The sequence below is a fragment of the Hymenobacter lapidiphilus genome (genome assembly GCF_003417065.2).
Classification (GTDB): domain Bacteria; phylum Bacteroidota; class Bacteroidia; order Cytophagales; family Hymenobacteraceae; genus Hymenobacter.
The window spans coordinates 1-17,894 of record NZ_QVLT01000035.1; the positions used below are offsets into that span (position 1 = coordinate 1).

At 62.5% G+C, this 17,894-nt stretch carries 17 protein-coding genes, 1 pseudogene and 1 riboswitch; of the genes and pseudogenes, 10 read left to right on the forward strand and 8 right to left on the reverse strand.

What is annotated here, in order from left to right; translation table 11 throughout:
* Together D0N36_RS19795 and D0N36_RS16160 are read left to right on the forward strand one after the other, a co-directional pair.
* Positions 1–132: pseudogene (locus D0N36_RS19795) on the forward strand (IS481 family transposase); the annotation flags it as partial.
* A 36-nt stretch (positions 133–168) separates the two neighbouring features.
* A complete protein-coding gene (locus tag D0N36_RS16160) occupies positions 169–1,137 on the forward strand; it encodes a hypothetical protein (RefSeq protein WP_116942874.1) in 969 nt (322 codons plus the stop codon).
* 162 nt (positions 1,138–1,299) lie between these two features.
* Here D0N36_RS16160 and D0N36_RS16165 read toward each other — a convergent pair whose 3' ends face one another.
* On the reverse strand, positions 1,300–1,638 hold the full coding sequence (locus D0N36_RS16165) for an HIRAN domain-containing protein (protein ID WP_190242722.1): 339 nt from the start codon (positions 1,636–1,638) through the stop codon (positions 1,300–1,302).
* A gap of 139 nt (positions 1,639–1,777) precedes the next feature.
* Here D0N36_RS16165 and D0N36_RS16170 point away from each other — a divergent pair, with 139 nt between their 5' ends.
* Together D0N36_RS16170 and D0N36_RS16175 are read left to right on the forward strand one after the other, a co-directional pair.
* Positions 1,778–2,239 (forward strand): DUF4268 domain-containing protein, encoded by a 462-nt coding sequence (locus D0N36_RS16170; protein ID WP_116942904.1) that lies wholly within the window; start codon positions 1,778–1,780, stop codon positions 2,237–2,239.
* 116 nt (positions 2,240–2,355) lie between these two features.
* Positions 2,356–2,727 (forward strand): DUF4177 domain-containing protein, encoded by a 372-nt coding sequence (locus tag D0N36_RS16175; protein ID WP_116942876.1) that lies wholly within the window; start codon positions 2,356–2,358, stop codon positions 2,725–2,727.
* An 81-nt stretch (positions 2,728–2,808) separates the two neighbouring features.
* On the opposite strand, the gene D0N36_RS16180 is transcribed toward D0N36_RS16175, so the two are convergent.
* Entirely contained in the window at positions 2,809–4,044 is a 1,236-nt protein-coding gene (locus D0N36_RS16180; protein WP_242478958.1) for an acyl-CoA dehydrogenase family protein, read from the reverse strand.
* A 205-nt stretch (positions 4,045–4,249) separates the two neighbouring features.
* Between D0N36_RS16180 and D0N36_RS16185 the strand changes: the two genes are divergently transcribed.
* A complete protein-coding gene (locus tag D0N36_RS16185) occupies positions 4,250–5,989 on the forward strand; it encodes an APC family permease (RefSeq protein ID WP_116942877.1) in 1,740 nt (579 codons plus the stop codon).
* Positions 5,990–6,129: 140 nt separating this feature from the next.
* On the opposite strand, the gene D0N36_RS16190 is transcribed toward D0N36_RS16185, so the two are convergent.
* Positions 6,130–8,631, reverse strand: a complete 2,502-nt coding sequence (locus D0N36_RS16190; protein WP_116942878.1) for a TonB-dependent receptor — start codon at positions 8,629–8,631, stop codon at positions 6,130–6,132.
* 60 nt (positions 8,632–8,691) lie between these two features.
* Positions 8,692–8,802: riboswitch (TPP riboswitch) on the reverse strand.
* Between the two features lie 261 nt (positions 8,803–9,063).
* Between D0N36_RS16190 and D0N36_RS16195 the strand changes: the two genes are divergently transcribed.
* Positions 9,064–9,273: a hypothetical protein gene (locus tag D0N36_RS16195; RefSeq protein ID WP_116942879.1), complete on the forward strand. Its 210-nt coding sequence runs from the start codon at positions 9,064–9,066 to the stop codon at positions 9,271–9,273.
* A 161-nt stretch (positions 9,274–9,434) separates the two neighbouring features.
* On the opposite strand, the gene D0N36_RS16200 is transcribed toward D0N36_RS16195, so the two are convergent.
* From D0N36_RS16200 to pnuC, 4 genes are all read right to left on the reverse strand, one after another.
* The gene (locus D0N36_RS16200) at positions 9,435–9,863 is read right to left on the reverse strand and encodes a GNAT family N-acetyltransferase (RefSeq protein ID WP_116942880.1); all 429 of its coding nucleotides are present in this window, start codon (positions 9,861–9,863) and stop codon (positions 9,435–9,437) included.
* On the reverse strand, positions 9,856–10,734 hold the full coding sequence (locus D0N36_RS16205; protein WP_190242723.1) for an aldose 1-epimerase family protein: 879 nt from the start codon (positions 10,732–10,734) through the stop codon (positions 9,856–9,858). Before D0N36_RS16205 ends, D0N36_RS16200 begins: the two co-directional genes overlap by 8 nt.
* A gap of 103 nt (positions 10,735–10,837) precedes the next feature.
* Entirely contained in the window at positions 10,838–11,392 is a 555-nt protein-coding gene (locus D0N36_RS16210; RefSeq protein WP_116942882.1) for an AAA family ATPase, read from the reverse strand.
* Between the two features lie 65 nt (positions 11,393–11,457).
* Entirely contained in the window at positions 11,458–12,084 is a 627-nt protein-coding gene (gene pnuC / locus D0N36_RS16215) for a nicotinamide riboside transporter PnuC (RefSeq protein ID WP_190242724.1), read from the reverse strand.
* Between the two features lie 107 nt (positions 12,085–12,191).
* Here pnuC and D0N36_RS16220 point away from each other — a divergent pair, with 107 nt between their 5' ends.
* From D0N36_RS16220 to D0N36_RS19805, 3 genes are read left to right on the forward strand one after another with little or no spacing between them, the layout of a single operon-like run.
* Positions 12,192–12,515: a rhodanese-like domain-containing protein gene (locus D0N36_RS16220; RefSeq protein WP_116942884.1), complete on the forward strand. Its 324-nt coding sequence runs from the start codon at positions 12,192–12,194 to the stop codon at positions 12,513–12,515.
* A gap of 23 nt (positions 12,516–12,538) precedes the next feature.
* Positions 12,539–14,173, forward strand: coding sequence for an ATP-dependent helicase HrpB (gene hrpB, locus D0N36_RS19800; RefSeq protein ID WP_242478959.1), 1,635 nt, complete (start codon positions 12,539–12,541; stop codon positions 14,171–14,173).
* The gene (locus D0N36_RS19805) at positions 14,095–15,066 is read left to right on the forward strand and encodes an ATP-dependent helicase C-terminal domain-containing protein (protein ID WP_242478960.1); all 972 of its coding nucleotides are present in this window, start codon (positions 14,095–14,097) and stop codon (positions 15,064–15,066) included. Before hrpB ends, D0N36_RS19805 begins: the two co-directional genes overlap by 79 nt.
* A gap of 142 nt (positions 15,067–15,208) precedes the next feature.
* Here D0N36_RS19805 and D0N36_RS16230 read toward each other — a convergent pair whose 3' ends face one another.
* Complete coding sequence (locus tag D0N36_RS16230; RefSeq protein ID WP_116942885.1) at positions 15,209–16,051, reverse strand: oxidoreductase; 843 nt, start codon at positions 16,049–16,051, stop codon at positions 15,209–15,211.
* A gap of 224 nt (positions 16,052–16,275) precedes the next feature.
* Here D0N36_RS16230 and guaB point away from each other — a divergent pair, with 224 nt between their 5' ends.
* Positions 16,276–17,748 (forward strand): IMP dehydrogenase, encoded by a 1,473-nt coding sequence (gene guaB, locus D0N36_RS16235; protein ID WP_116942886.1) that lies wholly within the window; start codon positions 16,276–16,278, stop codon positions 17,746–17,748.
* The last annotated feature ends 146 nt before the right edge of the window (positions 17,749–17,894 follow it).

The following is a 17,894-nucleotide window of genomic DNA, read 5'->3' on the forward strand; positions in this document are numbered from 1 at the left end:
TACAACCACGCCAAACGGCTTAAGACCTTGCGCGGCCTCACGCCACATGAATTTGTCTGTGCCGAGTGGCAGAAAAACCCCGTTAACTTTACCCAGGACCCGACCCACCTCACGCTGGGACTATACAACTAGGGCTGTACCTTGCAGCCTTCATCCGCTATACCTGCTATGTCCGCTTCTGATTCCTGGCTAGATACCCTGCCAGCCGATTTCTACGCTCAACTAACCCACACCCTGAACCTGCACGGCATGGCCGCGCTGGAGTTGCTGAGCCGGCCCGCCACGCCCGCCACCGACCGTATTTACCAGCTTAGCGGCCTCGACGCAGTTACTGTGCAACGGCTCAACGGTATCAGCAGCCACGCGCAACTCCTGGCCGCCCTGCGGCGGGAGCCGCTGGCCGTGTACCACTTGCTGCTGCTGGGAGGCCTGACACTGGAAACGAGCCTGGCCGCGCCGGTGCTGGCCTACGTGCGGCAGGCTATGAGCATCACCGAGGAGCAGCTGGGCCAACTATTGACTTACTGCCAGCAGCTGAGCAACGCTTTTCTGGGGCAGCTGGAGGAGCACGTAGCGGCCCCGGCGGGCGTGGCCTCGCTGGGGCTGCACCGGCTGGGCGTAGAGGAAGCGTTTGCGGGGTTTCTGGCCGCACAATTGGCGGCGCGGCCCGTTGCCGAGTTGCGGCCGCTGCCACCGCAGCTGCATATTATGCGCCTGGCGCTGCTGCTGGCCGTCAGCCTGCCGCAGGATACCGACCACCCGTTTGCGCAGGCCGTGCAGGCGCTGCCTCACCTGCAGCCCGCCACCCTGGAGCCCCTTATTGCCCGGCTCGGTCACGCGCAGCCCCACGAGCCGCTGCCGCTCAGCATGCCCGAAGTGGTGCAGCTTTACCAGGCCCTGCAGGTGTGCGGCATGGTGTTCGTGTCGGATTTGATGAGCCATATGGGGCTGGAAGACTCCTTCCCGACCTTATCGGAGGAGGAGCGCCGGGCCAGCGAGCCGGCTCCGGCCAGCAACCGCGAGGCAGTAGGCAGCATCGTCAGCGGCTTCACGCAGTGGGTGCAGCAAAACTTCCCCGGCAACCCCGAAATAGCGCAGGCCCGGCAGCAGGTGCTAGCGCTGGCCGATGAACTGTAGGTGATGAACTGTCATTCTGAGCGAAGGTGCAGCCGTAGTCGAAGAATCCCTACCGCCATAGTAATCCTGTCGTCGGGAAATACTTTGGCAGTAGAGATTCTTCGACTACGGCTGCGCCTTCGCTCAGAATGACTATCCTATTATAGCTCCTGCTGATTCGTTCTACTGGGCCAGCAGCACTTCAATTTCCAGGTGCAACCACTCGTCTTCCCAGGCTTTGTGGGTGAGACGGGCCGAAAGCGGGTAGCCGGCGTCGAGCAGGCGGGCCACGGTTTCGTTGCGGCCCTCGGGCAGGTAGCCGAGCCAGAAGTCCTCACCGGGGCCGCTGGTGAGCACGCGCACGGCCCAGTCGTCGTAGGAGCTGTCGGCTTCGCGGGCCAGGGCCAGCGGCTGGCCGGGCTGCAGTTTCGGCTCGAACTCGCGCAGGCCGGGGCGGTGGGTGGTGCCGGCCACAAGGCATTCGAGTAGCACCAAGGCGTTGGCGGGGGCAGAATCGGACATGGGAAGAGAGGCGTAGTGAGGCCCTAAACTACGCAGCGAAACGGGTTTGGGTCGCGCCGGGTTGGGCAACCCGGCGGCGCAGGCCGCGTTTGCCCGGGTTCGGCCGGCCTCTTTTGCCCGCCCGCTACCTTTGCCGCCTATGTATAGCAAGACCGAAGCCACCCAGCTCCGCCAGGCCTTCTGGACCACGCTGGGCCAGTACATGCAGCCCGTGCCGTCGGCCGATGGCGGACCGGTGAACTGGATGAACTATAAAACCGGCCTCAAACACGTGTACTTCCGCCTGCACGCCGACAACCGCTACGCCACCGTCAGCATCGAAATTACCCACCCCGACGAGGGCCTGCGGGAACTGTTCTTCGAGCAGTTCCGGGAGATGCGGCCGATGCTGGAAGAGGCCACCGGCGAGGCCTGGACCTGGGAGCCGGCCGCCATAAACGAAAGCGGCCAGCCGCTGGCCCGCATCTACTGCGAGCTGCGCCCCGCTAACCTGTTCTCCCGCGACGATTGGCCCCGGCTCATCCCCTTCTTTAAGCCCCGGCTACTAGCCCTCGACGAGTTCTGGAGTACGGGCCAGTATGCTTTCGATGAGCTGCGGTAACGGCAACGGGCAACCGCCGGGCAGCAGCAATAATAAGGGCGTGGCAAGAAAGTTGCGGCGGGCGCTTCAGCAAGCGGCCACCGCACCCTTTTTTCCACCCTTCAGTTTTTCATCTGATGAAAAATCAAATTTTGCTGCTAAGCCTGCTGCTGAGCATGGGCTTTGGTACTCCCCTAACGGCTTCGGCTCAAACGAGCGGGGCAGGCTACATGATGATTATTTCCCGGGTTTCGCTGGGTTTCGACGCCCAGGCCAGCATCGTGGCCGTAGCAGCCGATGGCAAGGAGCGAATGCAAGAAGTGGATTTCAGCCGCTTCAGTGCTAAGCAGATGGCCGCCAACATGACTGAAGTACATAAGGTTGCGCTGGCCACCGTGAACACTTACGCGGCCGATGGCTGGCACATCGTAAGTATAGTTCCGAGCGAAATATCTAGCGGCGGCAGCACCGTTTTCAGCCAGACAATTTACTATTTGGCCAGAAATTGACGACTGGTTTGAGCAACTCGTCTAAGTTCAAACGGCCGCTCTGTTTCCAGAACGGCCGTTTGAATTTACTCAACTCCGCGCTTACTTAAACGCCTGGATGCCGGTAATATCGGCCCCCGTGATGAGCAGGTGGATGTCGTGGGTGCCTTCGTAAGTGAGCACCGATTCGAGGTTCATCATGTGGCGCATGATGGGATACTCGCCGGTGATGCCCATGCCGCCGTGAATCTGGCGGGCTTCGCGGGCAATGTGCAGGGCAATTTCGACGGAGTTGCGCTTGGCCATCGAAATCTGGGCACTGGTGGCTTTGCCTTCGTTTTTGAGCACGCCCAAACGCCACACCATCAGCTGAGCCTTGGTGATTTCGGTAATCATTTCGGCCAGCTTCTTCTGCTGCAGCTGGAAAGCGGCAATCGGCTTGCCGAACTGCTCACGCTCCAGGCTGTATTTCAGCGCCGACTCATAGCAGTCAATCGCCACGCCGATAGCGCCCCAGGCAATGCCGAAGCGGGCCGAATCGAGGCAGCTGAGGGGGCCTTTGAGGCCGTCGATGCCGGGCAGCAGGTTTTCCTTGGGCACCTTCACGTTGTCGAATACCAGCTCGCCGGTGGTGCTGGCGCGCAGGCTCCACTTGTTGTGGATTTCGGGGGTCGTGAAGCCTTCCATGCCGCGCTCCACGATGATACCCTTAATGCGGCCTTCCTCGTTTTTGGCCCACACCACGGCCACCTGGCACTCGGGCGAGTTGGAAATCCAGAGTTTGGCGCCGTTGAGCAGGTAGTAGTCACCCTTATCTTCAATGCGGGTGGTCATGCCGCCGGGGTTCGAGCCGTGGTCGGGCTCCGTCAGGCCGAAGCAGCCGAGCCACTCGCCGCTGGCCAGCTTGGGCAGGAACTTCTTGCGCTGCTCCTCCGAACCGTAGGCGTAAATCGGGAACATCACCAGGGAGCCCTGCACCGAGGCCGTGGAGCGCATGCCGGAGTCGCCGCGCTCAATTTCCTGCATAATCAGGCCGTAGCTGATGTAGTCGAGGCCGCCGCCACCGTACTCGGTCGGGATGGTGGGGCCGAACGCGCCGACATCACCAAACTTGCGCACGATTTCGCTTGGGAAGTGCGCCTGCTGGGCCCACTTCTCGATATTGGGGCTGATTTCCTTTTTTACGAAGTCGCGGATGCTCTGGCGGATGAGCTTGTGCTCCTCCGTCAGCAGGCCGTCGAGGTCGAAGTAATCGGTGAAACCGGCCGCGTTGGTAGAGCCGCGCTGGGCGGAATGGGCTTTGGCCTGGGGCGAGAGAACGTCAGTTTCAGAAGACATAAGGAGTGGACTATAGAGTGGGAATCAGGTTCAAAGATAGGGCTTTCCGGATGCAGAACAGCCTACTGGGGCCGATGGTTCGGCCAGCGGCAGACCCGAAAAGATGTAACTTAACCCGACGGATAGTCGGGTTGGCTTTTTTCCCGTACCTAGTTTTCAACCCTATTTTCAACCGCCGCCTACCCCTTTTCCGCCCTTCTTTCCTATGAGCGAACACAAGAAGCTAACCGAACTGGAAGCCACCGCCATCTGTGGCAACGATATTTCCTCCTCCTGCCTCTACGTTTCAGCCCTAGCCATTGCCTACGCCGGCCAATACGCCTTCGTGGCCCTGCTGATTGTAGCGGCGGTGCTGTTTCTGTTTCGTAAAATATATGGCGAAGTGGTAGGCGCGCTGCCCCTTAACGGCGGGGCCTACAACGTACTGCTCAACACCACCAGCAAGCGCAACGCCGCTATGGCCGCTTGCCTGACCATCCTCTCGTACATGGCTACGGCCGTTATTTCGGCCGCCGAGGCCATGCACTACCTGCATACACTCTGGGACGGGTTCAACATCAACCTGGCCACGCTGGGGCTGCTGGGACTCTTTCTGGCCCTCACTATCCTGGGCATCTCCGAGTCGGCGAAAGTGGCCGTAGCTATTTTCCTGGTCCACCTGGTTTCGCTCACGGTGCTGGTGGGCACGGTTATCTGGTTTTTATTCACCCACGACTTGAGCACACTTTCGCTCAACTTCTCAGCCCCCGTCCCCGGCGGCAGCCTCGTAACAGCCCTGTTTTTTGGATTCAGCGCGGCCATGCTGGGTATTTCGGGCTTCGAAAGCTCGGCCAATTTCGTGGAGGAGCAGGCCCCCGGCGTGTTTGCCAAAACCCTGCGCAACATGTGGATAGTGGTTAGTTTCTTCAATCCGGTTATTGCCTTTCTGGCCATTGCCGCGATACCGATAGGTCAGGTAGAAGAGCACGCCGAAACGGTGCTTTCGTACCTGGGCACTGTTGCCGGCGGTCCGTGGCTGGGCACGCTCATTTCGGTTGATGCCGTGGCCGTGCTCAGCGGAGCCGTGCTGACGAGCTTTGTGGGCGTGAGCGGCCTGATGAAACGCATGGCCCTGGACCGGATTCTGCCCCAGTTTTTCCTCAAGGAAAACGCCCGCAACAGTAACTACGTCATTCTAATTACCTTTTTCTTGCTCTGCGCTTCGGTGCTCTTTATTACCAATGGCGACATCAAGCCGCTGGCGGGCGTTTACACTATTTCTTTCCTGTCGGTGATGGCGCTGTTTGCCATCGGTAACTTCCTGCTCAAGAGCAAGCGCCCCAACCTGCCGCGCCCGGTGTACGCCGGTATTCTGACGGTTACCGTGGCGCTTATCAGTGTTCTGGTGGCACTGTACGGCAATGTGCAGCTGAACCCGAAGTTTCTGATTGTCTTTCTGCAGTACTTCCTGCCTTCGATGGCCATCGTTTATATCATGCTCAACCGGGCCTCCATTCTGGAGTTGGTTCTGGCCGCCGCCAACTCGTTTGCCCACAAATATCCGGGGGTTTCGCGCTTCAGCCGTCTGCAGATACAAAAGGCCACCCGCGAGCTGCATCAGCAGGAATTCGTGTTTTTCACCAAGGGCGACAACGTGTCGAACCTCAATAAAGTGATGGCTTACGTGGTGGAAAACGAGTTTACCAACCGCCTCAAAATCGTGACGCTGCTCCGCGAGGGCGAAACTTACCCGCCCGAGCTGCTCAAGGACATTGAGGTGCTCGACCGGGCCTACGACCAGATTCGGGTGGACTTTGTGGCCATGCCCGGTCACTTCGGTCCCGAGCTTATCGACCGCCTCTCAGAAGAGTGGAACGTGCCCAAAAACTTCATGTTCATCGGCTCCCCCGGCGACCGGTTCCCCTACCAGATTTCCGAGCTGGGCGGGGTACGCCTAATCATCTGACCACAGATTAGCACGGATTTCGTAGACGATTGAAATTAAAAGAGCCGCCTCAACTGAGGCGGCTCTTTTAATTTTGCTGCTGAAGAACATGACCAGCAGGGCCTACTACAAAATCCGTTAAAATCCGTACTAATCCGTGGTCAGAATTTAGCCCCTACTGATACCAGGAAGTTGCGGGTGGCCTGGGGGAAGTACCAGTTGAAGGTTTGCTGGCGGCCGTCGGCGCCGGGGTAGCCGTAGGTGTAGCCGTTGGCCACGTAGCGGCGGTCGAGCACGTTGTTCACCAGCAGGCCCAGCTCAATTTCCTTCATGAACGCGGGCCGGATGGTGTAGCGTAGCCGGAAATCGAGCACCTGATAGGGGCTGATGCGGCGGTCTTCGCTCGTGCTGTTATCGAGGTACTGGCGGCTGACGGTTTTGTAGAGCAGCGCCGCCCGCAGGCCCGGCACGGCCGCCAGCGGTTGGGCTTCGAGCGTGTGGGCCGACACCACCGAGGGCGAGTAAGAAATGGTGGTGGTGCGGGCCTCGGCCGCCATCACGGGGTTGTAGTCGGCGTCGTAGGTGATGGCGCGGTAGTCGAGGATGCGGTTGCGGCTAAGCGTGAGCGTGCTGCTGAGGCTGACACGATTCTGCAGGGCCGAAGCCGCGCCAGTAAGTTCGAGGCCGGTGCGGTAGCTGCGCGGGGCGTTGGTGCGCAGGGCCGTGCCTACGTCGTTGAGCTGCCCGGTAGCTACCAGCTGGTTGCGGTAGCGCATGTAGAAATAGTTGGCCTCGAAGCTCAGCGAGCCGCCGGCTCCGAGCAGGTTCACATCGGCTTTGCGAAGGCGGTAGCCGGCCTCGAAGTCGTTGAGGCGCTCGGCTTTGGCGCCTTGGTCGCCGGTGGGGCGGTCGGTGAAGTCGGAGCGAACCGGCTCGCGCTGGCCCACGGCGAAGCTGGCGTAGAGCTGCTGGCCCGCCGCCAGCGTGAGCGTGGCGCCGGCTTTGGGATTAAGAAAAGTGTAGCGGGCGCGGGTGCGCACGTCGTTCTGGTCGTCTTCGAGCCCGTCAATTGCGTAGTCGATGTGGCGTATCTGCACATCACCATACACGCCGAACTGGGGCAGCACCTGCCAGGTGGCGCGGGCGTAGGCGTTGTAGTCGGTTTTGGTGGCGTCGTTGAAGTAGTAGCTGTGGCGGATATTGCCGGTAGAGGCGAACCGGGCCCAGATAACCTCGCCGTAATGGTCGTTCACGAAGCGGTTCCAGGCGCCGCCCACCGTGGCCTGCAACCGGTCGTTGCTTTTGGGCTGGTAGTTGAGCGCGAAGGTGCCGCCGTAGAAGTAGTTGTCGAGATACTTACGGTCGATCAGGTCGGTGCGCTTGATGGTGGTGTCGCCGAGCGTGATGTTGGGCAGCTGGTAGTTGGCGAGTTTGCGGTTGGCCCGGAAGCTCTCGTAGTAGCCCAGACCGCGGGTCAGGTGCAGAGCCGCGCCCAGGCTCCAGTCTTCACCCAAGGCCTGCGAAAGGTGCAGCTGGTAGTGGTTCTGCTGGTAGTTATCGGTCTGGTTGTCGTAGGTGTAATAGCTGTAGCGGCGGCCTTCCTGGCGCACCCGTTCGGCATCGGCAGGGCTCAACTCGCCGTTATCAACAAACTGCTGCAGCAGGGCCTCGTTGCCGGTAATGGCCGGTTCGGGCACGCCGTTCCAGGCCTGGTAGGTTTTCTCGCGGCCCGAGAAGGTGATGAACTTCACGAGCGTGTTCTTGCCCTGGTAGCCGGCGGCCAGGTAGTACGACTTCAAATCCGACGCCGCCCGGTTCATGTAGCCGTCGGTGCTGATACGCGAGAGGCGGCCATCAACGGTGAAGTGCTGGCCGATCAGGCCGGTACCGAACTGGGCCGTGTTTTTCCAGGTATTGAAGGAGCCGTACGAATTGCTGGTTTCTCCGTAGGCCTCGGGGCGGTTGTCGAGGGTAGAGATGTTGAGGCTGGCCCCGAAAGCCGCCCCGCCGTTCTGGCTCGTGCCCACGCCCCGCTGAATCTGGATGGAGCTGATGGAGGAGGATAAATCGGGCAGGTTCACCAGAAACGAGCCGTGCGACTCCGCATCATTCAACGGAATGCCGTTGATGGTCATGTTGATGCCCGTGTTGCTGGTGCCCCGGATGCGGATATCGGTGTAGCCCACTCCCGCCCCGGCATCCGACGTAACCACCACCGAAGGCGTCTGGTCGAGCAGGTAGGGCAGATCCTGGCCGAAGTTGCGCTTGGCAATATCCTGCTTGCCCAGATTGGTGTAAGCGGTGGCGGTGCGGTCGGAGGCGCGCTGGGCCGTTACGAGAGCGTCGCCGGTGAGCACTCCGCCGGGCTGCAGGCGGGCCGCTACGCGCTGGGCTTCGGTCTGCCCTTGCAAAGTCTGCACAAAGGCCTGGTAGCCCATAAACGTAATACGCAGTTCGTGCCGGCCGGCCGGCACGGCGGCTAGGCTAAAGGCGCCGGCCGCATCGGTAGTGCCGCTGGGCGTGCCGTCGAGTAGCAAGGTGGCGCCGGGCAGCGGCTGGCCGGTGCGGGCATCGGTAATGGTGCCGGCCACAGGCCCCTGGGCCCAGGCCACGCCAGACGATAGCCCCAGCAGGGCCAGTCCGGTGGTTAAAACAGTTTTCAAAAGTGAAAAATGGAAAAAGTGGAACGTACCCAGGGCCAGGGGTCGGCCCCCATGGGTGTTTCGCTCGCGGATCGTTTGTTCCCTTCGCCGGCATTACCCGGATCAGGTTCAATGGGTATGATCTCAGCCTTATTGCTACTCGCGTAGCTTGGGGCACCCCTAAACTGTGCGGCGAAGGTACACCGCTAAATCTGGTTTTGGCGGGCTAGGCGCGGCCGACCAGTGCAAAAAAAGTGGGCGGCTTCGTTTTCTACTGACAATCAGCTATCTTAGAAATACGCCCCGCCCGCTGCGGCAACCCGGCCAAAAACCCGGGCACGCTAAGAACAAGCCGGGGCCACTGCCCGTTGCAGTAAATAGCCCATTCGGTTCCGGAGCCCTTCTCGTTCCTTTTCAGCCTCCCGCGCCATGTCCGTCCCCAGCCTTCTGTATATGCTTGTCGCGCTTATTTTCGCTGCCTTTGTGTTACTGATGCCCAGCCGCCGCCTGCGCCAGCCCCCGGCTCCCGGCAACGACGACGACAGCGGCGGCGGCGAACCAATTGACGATGGCCTGCCCGATTTCGACCTGCCTCCCGGCATCTCCCGCCCCATCAACGACTGGGAACCCGACTACAATCGCCGCCCGGTGATTAGGGATTAGGGATTAGGGATTAGGGATTAGGGATTAGGGATTAGGGAAAGAACGTCATTCAGAGCGAAGCGAAGAATCTCGCGTAAATTGTTGCAACGGTTGTTGTTTAACGATTCACGCGAGATTCTTCGCTTCGCTCTGAATGACGTGCTTCTGTTAACTATCGTCCGCTACAAATCCCTGGCCATCAGAACATACGGCTCGGTACCGCGGTAGATGCGGTTGCCTTCGGGCTCCAGCTTGAAGGCGCGGTAGAAGGCCTCGTTTACGGCCCGGGCGTCGCACCACAGGCGGCGCGCACCGTGGCGGCGGGCTTCGTTGATTACGTGGCGCAGCAGCTGCGAGCCGATGCCCTGTCCCTGGCAGTCGGGGCGGGTGGCAAACTTGCGGAACCGGGCCACGCTGCCATCAATAAACAGCGAGATAACCGAAACCAGCTTGCCATTGCGGAAAGCGCCGAAATGCAATCCGGCTTCGTCGTTGCCCAGCTTAATATAGGCCATTGGCTCGCCGGGCCAGAGTACCTGGTGGCGCAGCTCGTAGGTATCGGCCGCCGAAATGGCCCGGATGGTGATGTCGGAAGTGGTGGTATCAGGCAACGGTGAGACTGTAAGAAGTGATAAACTGCTGGCCGGCGTGCAGGCTCATAATGCCCTGCTTATCGGCCAGCTCGACGGGCGCACCCACGCTGCCCGCCAGCCCATGCCAAGGCTCGATGCAGACGAACCCAGCACCCGGGCCCGCCGTCCAGAGGCCCAGGTAGGGGAAGCCCTCGAAACGGGCCCGCACGCTGCGGCCCGAACGCCGGCTGCGCAGCGTGAGGCTGGTAAAATCGAAGTGTTGAAAGACCAGCGCATCCTGGGCAAACAGCTCGTAGCTGAGCGGCAGTACGCTTTCGTGGCGCAGCAGCGGCGCAGTCTGGCCGCTGAACAGGCCGTTTTGTAGCAGGTGCTGGTCGAGGCTGACGGGATGATCGAAGACGAATTCATAGTCGTCAAACGTTTCGCCGGGCAGCAGCGGGCAGCGGAAAGCCGGGTGCGCCCCAATGCTGAACAGCAGCTCCGCGGAATCCGGGTTTTCGACCTCCCAGCCCACCGTGAGTGTCGAGCCCGCCAGCCGGTAGCTGATGCGCAGCGCAAACCCAAACGGGTAAACGGCCCGGCTGGCGGCATCGTCGCGCAGCTCAAACGTCAGCTCGAACTCGCTGCGGTGCAGCAGCACGAACTCCCGGTCGCGGGCAAAGCCGTGCTGCCCCATCTCGTAGGTCTGGCCCTGGTGGCGGTACTGGTTGTCGGGCAGGCGGCCCACCACCGGAAACAGCACCGGCGCGTGGCGGCCCCAATAGGCGGGGTCGGCCTGCCAGATGTACTCCAGCTCGCCGGCCGCATCGAGGTGTACAAAGCTGATCAGCTCGGCGCCGCGGGTGTTTACCTGAACGCGGCAGTGCTCGTTTTCGAGGCTATGAATCATTGCAATACCTATTTTACTACCTGATAAGCATATAGCTGACTTCATCATCACAGAACCCCCACCTATACGCTACCGGGCAAAAAACGGCAGCCACCCCATAAAGTTACCCCAGCGCCTGTTCGGGACGGGGCTGCCGGCCGAGCAGCTCATCGACGTGAAAGCAGGCCTGCTCGAAACGATGAGGGGGCGGGCCGCAGATTTCGGCAAAGTTCGACAGTTGGCCGCGGAGTTCGCGCTGGTAAAGGGTATAAAAATGATTGCGGTGCTGCGGATGCTCGCGTAACGGGTCGGACTCCCAGGGCAGGTCCACGTTCAGCAACAGTAACAGCGCGTAATTTTGCTCCTCCATCCGGCGCAAAATCCAGTCGGGGCAGTAGCCAAACGAGTGCTCGGCCCAGATTTTTATCACCAGCAAATCGGTGTCGCAGAACACCAGCGGCCGGCCCAGGCGTTGGGCTTCGGCTACGGCCTGCTCCTCGGCCCGCAGCTGGCCGCGGGCAATGTCTTCGAGGTCGGAAAGCGTGTAGCCGGGGCCACGGCCGGTGAGGTAGGCGCGGGCGTACTCGGGAGCCCAGGCGGTGTGGTAATGTCCGGCCAGCAGCCGGCTCAGGGTGGTTTTGCCCGTCGATTCGGGGCCGGTGAGGGCAACGCGCAGCATCAGCGGGCTGCTCCGGGAAACGGAACGTCGGCTGGCAGAAAGTAGAGTGGTTTTTTCATAGCGAGTCAGGCAGAAAGCGGAACGGAACGAGTGGCATGTTGGCGTAGGGCCCGGCGCCACTCCACGTAGCCATACACGGCCAGGCCGAGGTAGAGCACGTACAGGGCGCTGGTGGGGTACAGGTGCTTGTACCAGAGAATGGGCACGTAAATGATGTCGACCACAATCCAGACAAACCAGTTTTCGAGGCGCTTGCGAATAAGCAGAAACTGGCCCGCCAGACTGCCGGCCGTCGTGAAGGCGTCCCAGTGCGGCAGGGCGGCGTCGGTGTGGTGCTGGAGGTAGTAGCCCACGCCCAGCGTGTAGGCCGCCACAAAGGCCGCGCAGCCCACCCACTCGCACATAGGGGTGCGGGTTACGGGCAGCTCCGAGCGGTTGCGCCCGCCGTACAGCCACTGGTACCAGCCCAGCGCCGCCAGCCCGATAAACAACACTTGTAGAAACGCATCGGAGTAGAGCGTGGCCCCCGAGTACACCACCACATACAGCGCGCAGCTGACGATGGCCACCGGAAAATTCCAGAGCGACTCGCGGGCCGCCAGCCACACGCAGGCGAAGCCCGTCACGACGGCTACCCATTCGAGCGGGCCGTTGCCGGCCGCCGAGGTCCAGAGTCTGTACAGTTCTTCCAATTCGGTTTCAGCAGATGAATTGCGCCGGCTCCGTATGGGCCGGTTGGTCAAAGCTAACCAGCGGCGGGGTAATTTTACGGCTCATCCGGCTTTTTACCTGTTTACTGATGCTGCCCGAACTCACGCCCGAAGCCCTGCACGCCCGCCTGCAAAGCGGCGAAAACCTCCAGCTCATCGACGTGCGCCAGCCCGAGGAGTACGCCTTCTGCCGCATCGAAGGCAGCCTGCTGATTCCGTTAGGCGAATTGGCATCCCGCGCCGACGAAGTGCCCGACGACCGGCCCGTGGTGCTCATCTGCCACCACGGCGTGCGCTCGATGCAGGCGCTGGCCTATCTCCAGCACCGCCACGAACTGACCAACCTGCTGAACCTGCGCGGCGGCATCGATGCCTGGAGCCGACGGGTGGATGCTTCAGTAGCGTTGTATTAGGCCCCGCGACACCAAACCACTAAATGCGCTTCCCCGACCTGCCCATCACCGCCGCCCTTCCCGAGCTGCTCGCCACGCTCGAAACCCATCATGTGGCCGTGCTGCAGGCCCCGCCCGGCGCCGGCAAAACCACACTGGTGCCGCTGGCGCTGCTGGAAGCCGACTGGTGCGCGGGTCAGAAAATAATCGTGCTCGAACCCCGGCGGCTGGCGGCGCGGGCCGCGGCCACGCGCATGGCCCAGCTGCTGGGCGAGCCCGTGGGCCAAACGGTGGGCTACCGCATGCGGCTGGAAAGCAAGATTTCCGCCAAAACCCGCATCGAAGTCGTCACCGAAATCATCCTCACCCGCCAGCTTCAGGACGACCCCTCCCTGGAAGGCGTGGCCGCCGTGCTGTTCGATGAATTTCATGAGCGGAGCCTGCAGGCCGACCTCGGCCTGGCCCTGGCCCTCGACGCCCAGCAGGTACTGCGGCCCGATTTGCGGCTGCTGATAATGTCGGCCACGCTGGATGCCGAGCGGCTGGGCCGCTGGCTCGGCGCGCCGGTCGTGAGCAGTCTGGGCCGCATGTTTCCGGTCGAAACCCACTACCTGAGCCCCCAGCGCGCCGCCAGCGCCTCGCGCCGCCCCCACGAAAAGCTCCAGGACCTCGTGCCGGTACTCGTGCGCGAGGCCCTGCAAACCCACCCCACCGGCGACGTGCTGGTATTCCTACCCGGCCTGGCCGACCAGCGCCGGGTGGCCGCCAAGCTGGCCTCACTACCCGACCATATTATCATCCACACCCTCCACGGCGAGCTGCCCGCCGAGCAGCAGGATGCCGCCCTGCGCCCCGCCCCGTCTGGCCGCCGCAAGGTGGTGCTGGCCACCAGCATTGCCGAAACCAGCCTTACTATTGAGGGCGTGAGTATTGTGGTGGATGGCGGCTTTGCCCGCATCCCGCGCTTCGAGCCGCGCACCGGCCTCACCACGCTGGGCACCGAGCCCGCCAGCCAGGCCGCCGCCGACCAGCGCCGGGGCCGCGCCGGCCGCCTCGGCCCCGGCACCTGCTACCGCCTCTGGACCGAAGCCGAATTCCGGGAGCTACCGCAGCACCTGCCGCCCGAAATCCTGACCGCCGACCTGAGCCCGCTGGCGCTGGAGTTGGCGTTGTGGGGCGCATACGCGGCTGATAGTCTGCGCTGGCTGGATGTGCCGCCGGCCCTGGCCCTGGCCCAGGCCCGCGAGCTGCTGGTGCGGCTGGAGGCTGTTACGCCGGCCGGGCCGCCCACCGCCCACGGCCGCGCCCTGGCCCGGCTGGGGCTGGCCCCGCGTTTGGCTCATCTGGTGGCCCGGGGCCAACAAATAGGGCACGGAGCTACGGCCTGCGCGTTGGCCGCCCTGCTCACCGAGCGCGACATTCTGCGCCCCGCCGACGGCTCGTTCGGCCCGCCCGATTTGCGCCTGCGCCTCGAAGCCCTGCACACCGGCCGCGCCCCACTCCCCGGCCTAGTGCCCGATGCGGCGGCCTGCGCCGGGTGCGCGAAGCGGCCACCGTACTGCGCCAGCGGGCCGGCGCGAAGGGCGAAGTCGAGCCCGACATGGCCGGGCTGCTGGCCGCCCTCGCCTACCCCGACCGCCTGGCCCAGCGCGAAACGCCCGAGCGGGTGCGCCTGCTGAGCGGGCAACGGGCCACCCTCCCAGCCGAGTTCTTCGGGCAGCAGGACCAGTTTTTCGCCATTGCGGCCCTCGATGGCTACACCGCCCAGCCCCGCGCCAGCCTGGCCGCGCCCCTGAGTCGGGCCGAGCTGGAAGAGCACTTCGCGCAGCAGATTGAAACCCGCGACGAAGTACGCTGGGACGAAGCCACCGGCCGCGTAACGGCCCGCCGCCTGCGCCGCCTCGGAGCTTTGGTGTTATCGGATGTCAATCTACCCAACCCCGACCCGGCCCTGGTAGCCACGGCCCTGCTGGGCGCGGTGCAGGCCGCCGGCATAGCCGGGCTGCCCTGGAGTGAGGCCGCCACGCAGCTCCGCGAGCGGCTGGCGTTTGTGCAGCATCATTTCCCCGAAAACTGGTCTGAGGTGTCGGATGAGGTACTGCTGGCGGAGCTGGGCGACTGGCTGGGGCCCTACCTGACGGGCGTGAAGTCGATGGCCGAATTGAGCCGAATTGACTTCCACGAAGCCCTGCTGGGGCGGCTGCCGGGCGGCTGGAGCCAGCGCCAGGAGCTGGACCGCCTCGCTCCTACCCACCTCGAAGTGCCCACCGGCTCACGCATCCGCCTCGATTACGCCGCCCCCGAAGCACCGGTGCTGGCCGTGCGCCTGCAGGAGGTATTCGGCCTGCTCGACACGCCGACGGTGGGCGGCGGCCGGGTGCCGCTCACGCTGCATCTACTGTCGCCCGGCTACCGCCCCGCCCAAGTTACCCGCGACCTGCGCAGCTTCTGGAATAGTTCCTACTTCGAAGTGCGCAAGGAGCTGCGCGGCCGCTACCCCAAGCACTACTGGCCCGAAAACCCGCTCGAAGCCCAGGCCGTGCGCGGCACAAAGAAGCAGAACGGGCTTTAGTGGTTAGTGGTTAGCGGAAAATACGAACGTCATTCAGAGCGAAGCGAAGAATCTCGCGTGAGTCGTTGAACAACAACCGTTGTAACAACTCACGCGAGATTCTTCGCTTCGCTCTAAATGAAGCTCCTTTAAACCCTAAAATCTAGCTTGGAAAGTCGGCCGAATTACCGGTTTCTTCTACTTCGGCCAGTTCTTTTACCAGGCCCGTAAACTTCTCGCGGGCGCCTTTGACGGCGGCTTTGCCCAGCGGCAGGTGCAGGGGCGCGTCGCCCTCAGCGTGCACGAGGTCGTACATGATTTGGGCGGCGCGGTCGGGGTCGCCGGGCTGGTTGCCGCTGTAGCTCTGGATGCCTTTCAGATTCTCGCCCACGGTGGCGCGGTAATCCTCAATATTGGTATCGACGTAGGTGGCTGAGGCGCCGGCCCACTCGGTGCGGAAGCCGCTGGGCTCGATGTTGGTGACCTTGATGCCAAGCGGCTTCACCTGCTGGGCCAGGCTTTCGCCGATGGCTTCGAGGGCGAACTTACTGGCGTTGTAAACGCCCACGCCGGGGAAGGTTTTCAGGCCACCGATGCTAGTAATGTTGAGCACGTGGCCGCTTTTCCGCTCGCGCAGGTGGGGCAGCACGGCACGCAGCACGTGTAGCGGCCCGAACACGTTCACGTCGAACTGGCGATGCACTTCCTCGGCGTCGATTTCCTCGATGCTGCCCAGCGAGCCGTAGCCGGCGTTGTTCACGATGACGTCGAGGTGGCCGAGCTGGGCAATGGCGTCGGCAATGGCTTTTTTAACCTGAGCTTCGTCGGTTACCTCCATCACGAAACCGTGGCCCTGGCCGTTGGCTTTTTTGGTGAACTCATCGGCCTGTTCCTGCTTGCGGAAGGTAGCGGCTACTTTGTCGCCTTTTTCGAGTAGCAAGTCGGCCAGCGAGGCGCCGAAACCGGAGCTGACGCCGGTAATAAACCAGTTTTTGGTAGTTGCCATGAGTTGAATTAGCTAAGTATCTGCCGCGCCGGGATGGCACGGTTGGGGTTTATAACTGCAAGAGCGAGCCGGGGGTTTTAAACCAGGCCCGTTGGCCCGACTACGGCAGCAACTGTCCGTCCTGCGCGGTGCCGGTTGCTGCTTTTTTGGGCATTTTCCTGAAAACCCAACTCTGCGCCCTAACTTTGTCCTGCAACAAGCCACCTTCTAACTCTCTTGTTGCCATGGCCGACCACGCCGCCAAAATTGCCTTCGAGGCCCTCACCTACGACGATGTGCTGCTGCTGCCTGGCTACTCCGAGGTGCTGCCCCGCGACGTTGACACCGGCGCCCCGCTTACCCGCCGTATCCGGCTGCAATTGCCCTTCGTGTCGGCAGCTATGGACACCGTGACCGAGGCCGAAATGGCCATTGCGCTGGCCCAGGAAGGTGGCATCGGTATCATTCATAAGAACATGAGCATCAAGGCCCAGGCCGAGTTGGTGCGCCGCGTAAAACGCTCGGAGAGCGGCATGATTCTCGACCCGTTCACGCTCACCGAAACCGCTACCCTGGCCGAAGCCAAGCAACTGATGCGTGAGCATAATATCGGCGGCATCCCGATTATCGACGAGCAGCGCCGCCTCAAAGGTATCCTCACCAACCGCGACCTGCGCTTCGAGAAGGACATGGCGCGGTCGGTGAGCGAGGTGATGACGGCCACGCCGCTTGTAACGGCCAAGGCCGGCACCGAGCTGGCCGCCGCCGAAGAAATTCTGCAGGATTCCAAGGTCGAGAAGCTGCCCGTTATCGATATGGAAGGCCGGCTTGTAGGCCTTATTACCTACAAAGACATCCGGAAGCGCCGCCGCACGCCCAACGCCTGCAAAGATGAGCTGGGCCGCCTGCTGGTGGGTGCCGCCGTGGGCGTAACGGCCGACCTGGCCGAGCGCGTAACGGCTTTGGTGGAAGCGGGCGTGGACGTAATCAGTGTAGACACCGCCCACGGCCACAGCAAGGGCGTACTCGACGCCGTGCGCAGCCTCAAGCAGCAGTTCCCCGACCTCGAAATTATTGCCGGCAACGTGGCTACCGCCGAGGGTGCCCGCGCCCTGGCCGACGCCGGCGCCGACGCCGTGAAAGTGGGCGTGGGCCCTGGCTCTATCTGCACCACCCGCATTGTGGCCGGTATCGGCGTACCCCAGCTTTCGGCAGTGCTCGAAGCCGCCCGCGGCCTGGAGGGCACCGGCGTGCCGATTATTGCCGACGGCGGCATTAAGTACTCGGGCGACGTGGTGAAGGCCCTGGCGGCCGGTGCCAGCACCGTAATGATTGGCTCGCTGCTGGCCGGCACCGACGAGGCCCCCGGCGAAATGACCCTGTTTGAGGGCCGCAAGTATAAAAGCTACCGGGGAATGGGCTCGGTGGAAGCCATGGAGGAAGGCAGCAAAGACCGCTACTTCCAGGATGCCGAGGACGACGTGAAGAAGCTCGTGCCCGAGGGTATTGTGGGCCGCGTACCTTACAAAGGGCTGGCCGCCGAGGTCCTCTACCAGCTCACGGGCGGCCTGCGCGCCGGCATGGGCTACTGCGGCACGCCCACCATCGAGGCGCTGCAAACCGCCCGCTTCGTGCGCATCACCGGGGCCGGCCTGCGCGAGTCGCACCCCCACGACGTACAGATTACGCGCGAGTCGCCTAACTACAGCAGCCGCTAAAAATAGCCGATTGGCAGCTTACGCGAGTACCCCGGGGCGCTGCTTCCGGGGTATTTGCTTTAATAACCACCTGGCAGATTGGGCAGAACGCTGCTTAATCTGACCGGAAGTAGTCTATTGTTGGCGGGCCGCGTATCTTGGCCTCC

Coding starts and splice junctions, on each gene's coding strand:
- D0N36_RS16160 (WP_116942874.1), top strand. CDS start 169: ATGTCCGCTTCTGATTCCTGGCTAGATACCCTGCCAGCCGATTTCTAC.
- D0N36_RS16165 (WP_190242722.1), bottom strand. CDS start 1,638: ATGTCCGATTCTGCCCCCGCCAACGCCTTGGTGCTACTCGAATGCCTT.
- D0N36_RS16170 (WP_116942904.1), top strand. CDS start 1,778: ATGTATAGCAAGACCGAAGCCACCCAGCTCCGCCAGGCCTTCTGGACC.
- D0N36_RS16175 (WP_116942876.1), top strand. CDS start 2,356: ATGAAAAATCAAATTTTGCTGCTAAGCCTGCTGCTGAGCATGGGCTTT.
- D0N36_RS16180 (WP_242478958.1), bottom strand. CDS start 4,044: ATGTCTTCTGAAACTGACGTTCTCTCGCCCCAGGCCAAAGCCCATTCC.
- D0N36_RS16185 (WP_116942877.1), top strand. CDS start 4,250: ATGAGCGAACACAAGAAGCTAACCGAACTGGAAGCCACCGCCATCTGT.
- D0N36_RS16195 (WP_116942879.1), top strand. CDS start 9,064: ATGCTTGTCGCGCTTATTTTCGCTGCCTTTGTGTTACTGATGCCCAGC.
- D0N36_RS16205 (WP_190242723.1), bottom strand. CDS start 10,734: ATGATTCATAGCCTCGAAAACGAGCACTGCCGCGTTCAGGTAAACACC.
- D0N36_RS16210 (WP_116942882.1), bottom strand. CDS start 11,392: ATGCTGCGCGTTGCCCTCACCGGCCCCGAATCGACGGGCAAAACCACC.
- D0N36_RS16220 (WP_116942884.1), top strand. CDS start 12,192: ATGCTGCCCGAACTCACGCCCGAAGCCCTGCACGCCCGCCTGCAAAGC.
- hrpB (WP_242478959.1), top strand. CDS start 12,539: ATGCGCTTCCCCGACCTGCCCATCACCGCCGCCCTTCCCGAGCTGCTC.
- D0N36_RS19805 (WP_242478960.1), top strand. CDS start 14,095: ATGGCCGGGCTGCTGGCCGCCCTCGCCTACCCCGACCGCCTGGCCCAG.
- D0N36_RS16230 (WP_116942885.1), bottom strand. CDS start 16,051: ATGGCAACTACCAAAAACTGGTTTATTACCGGCGTCAGCTCCGGTTTC.
- guaB (WP_116942886.1), top strand. CDS start 16,276: ATGGCCGACCACGCCGCCAAAATTGCCTTCGAGGCCCTCACCTACGAC.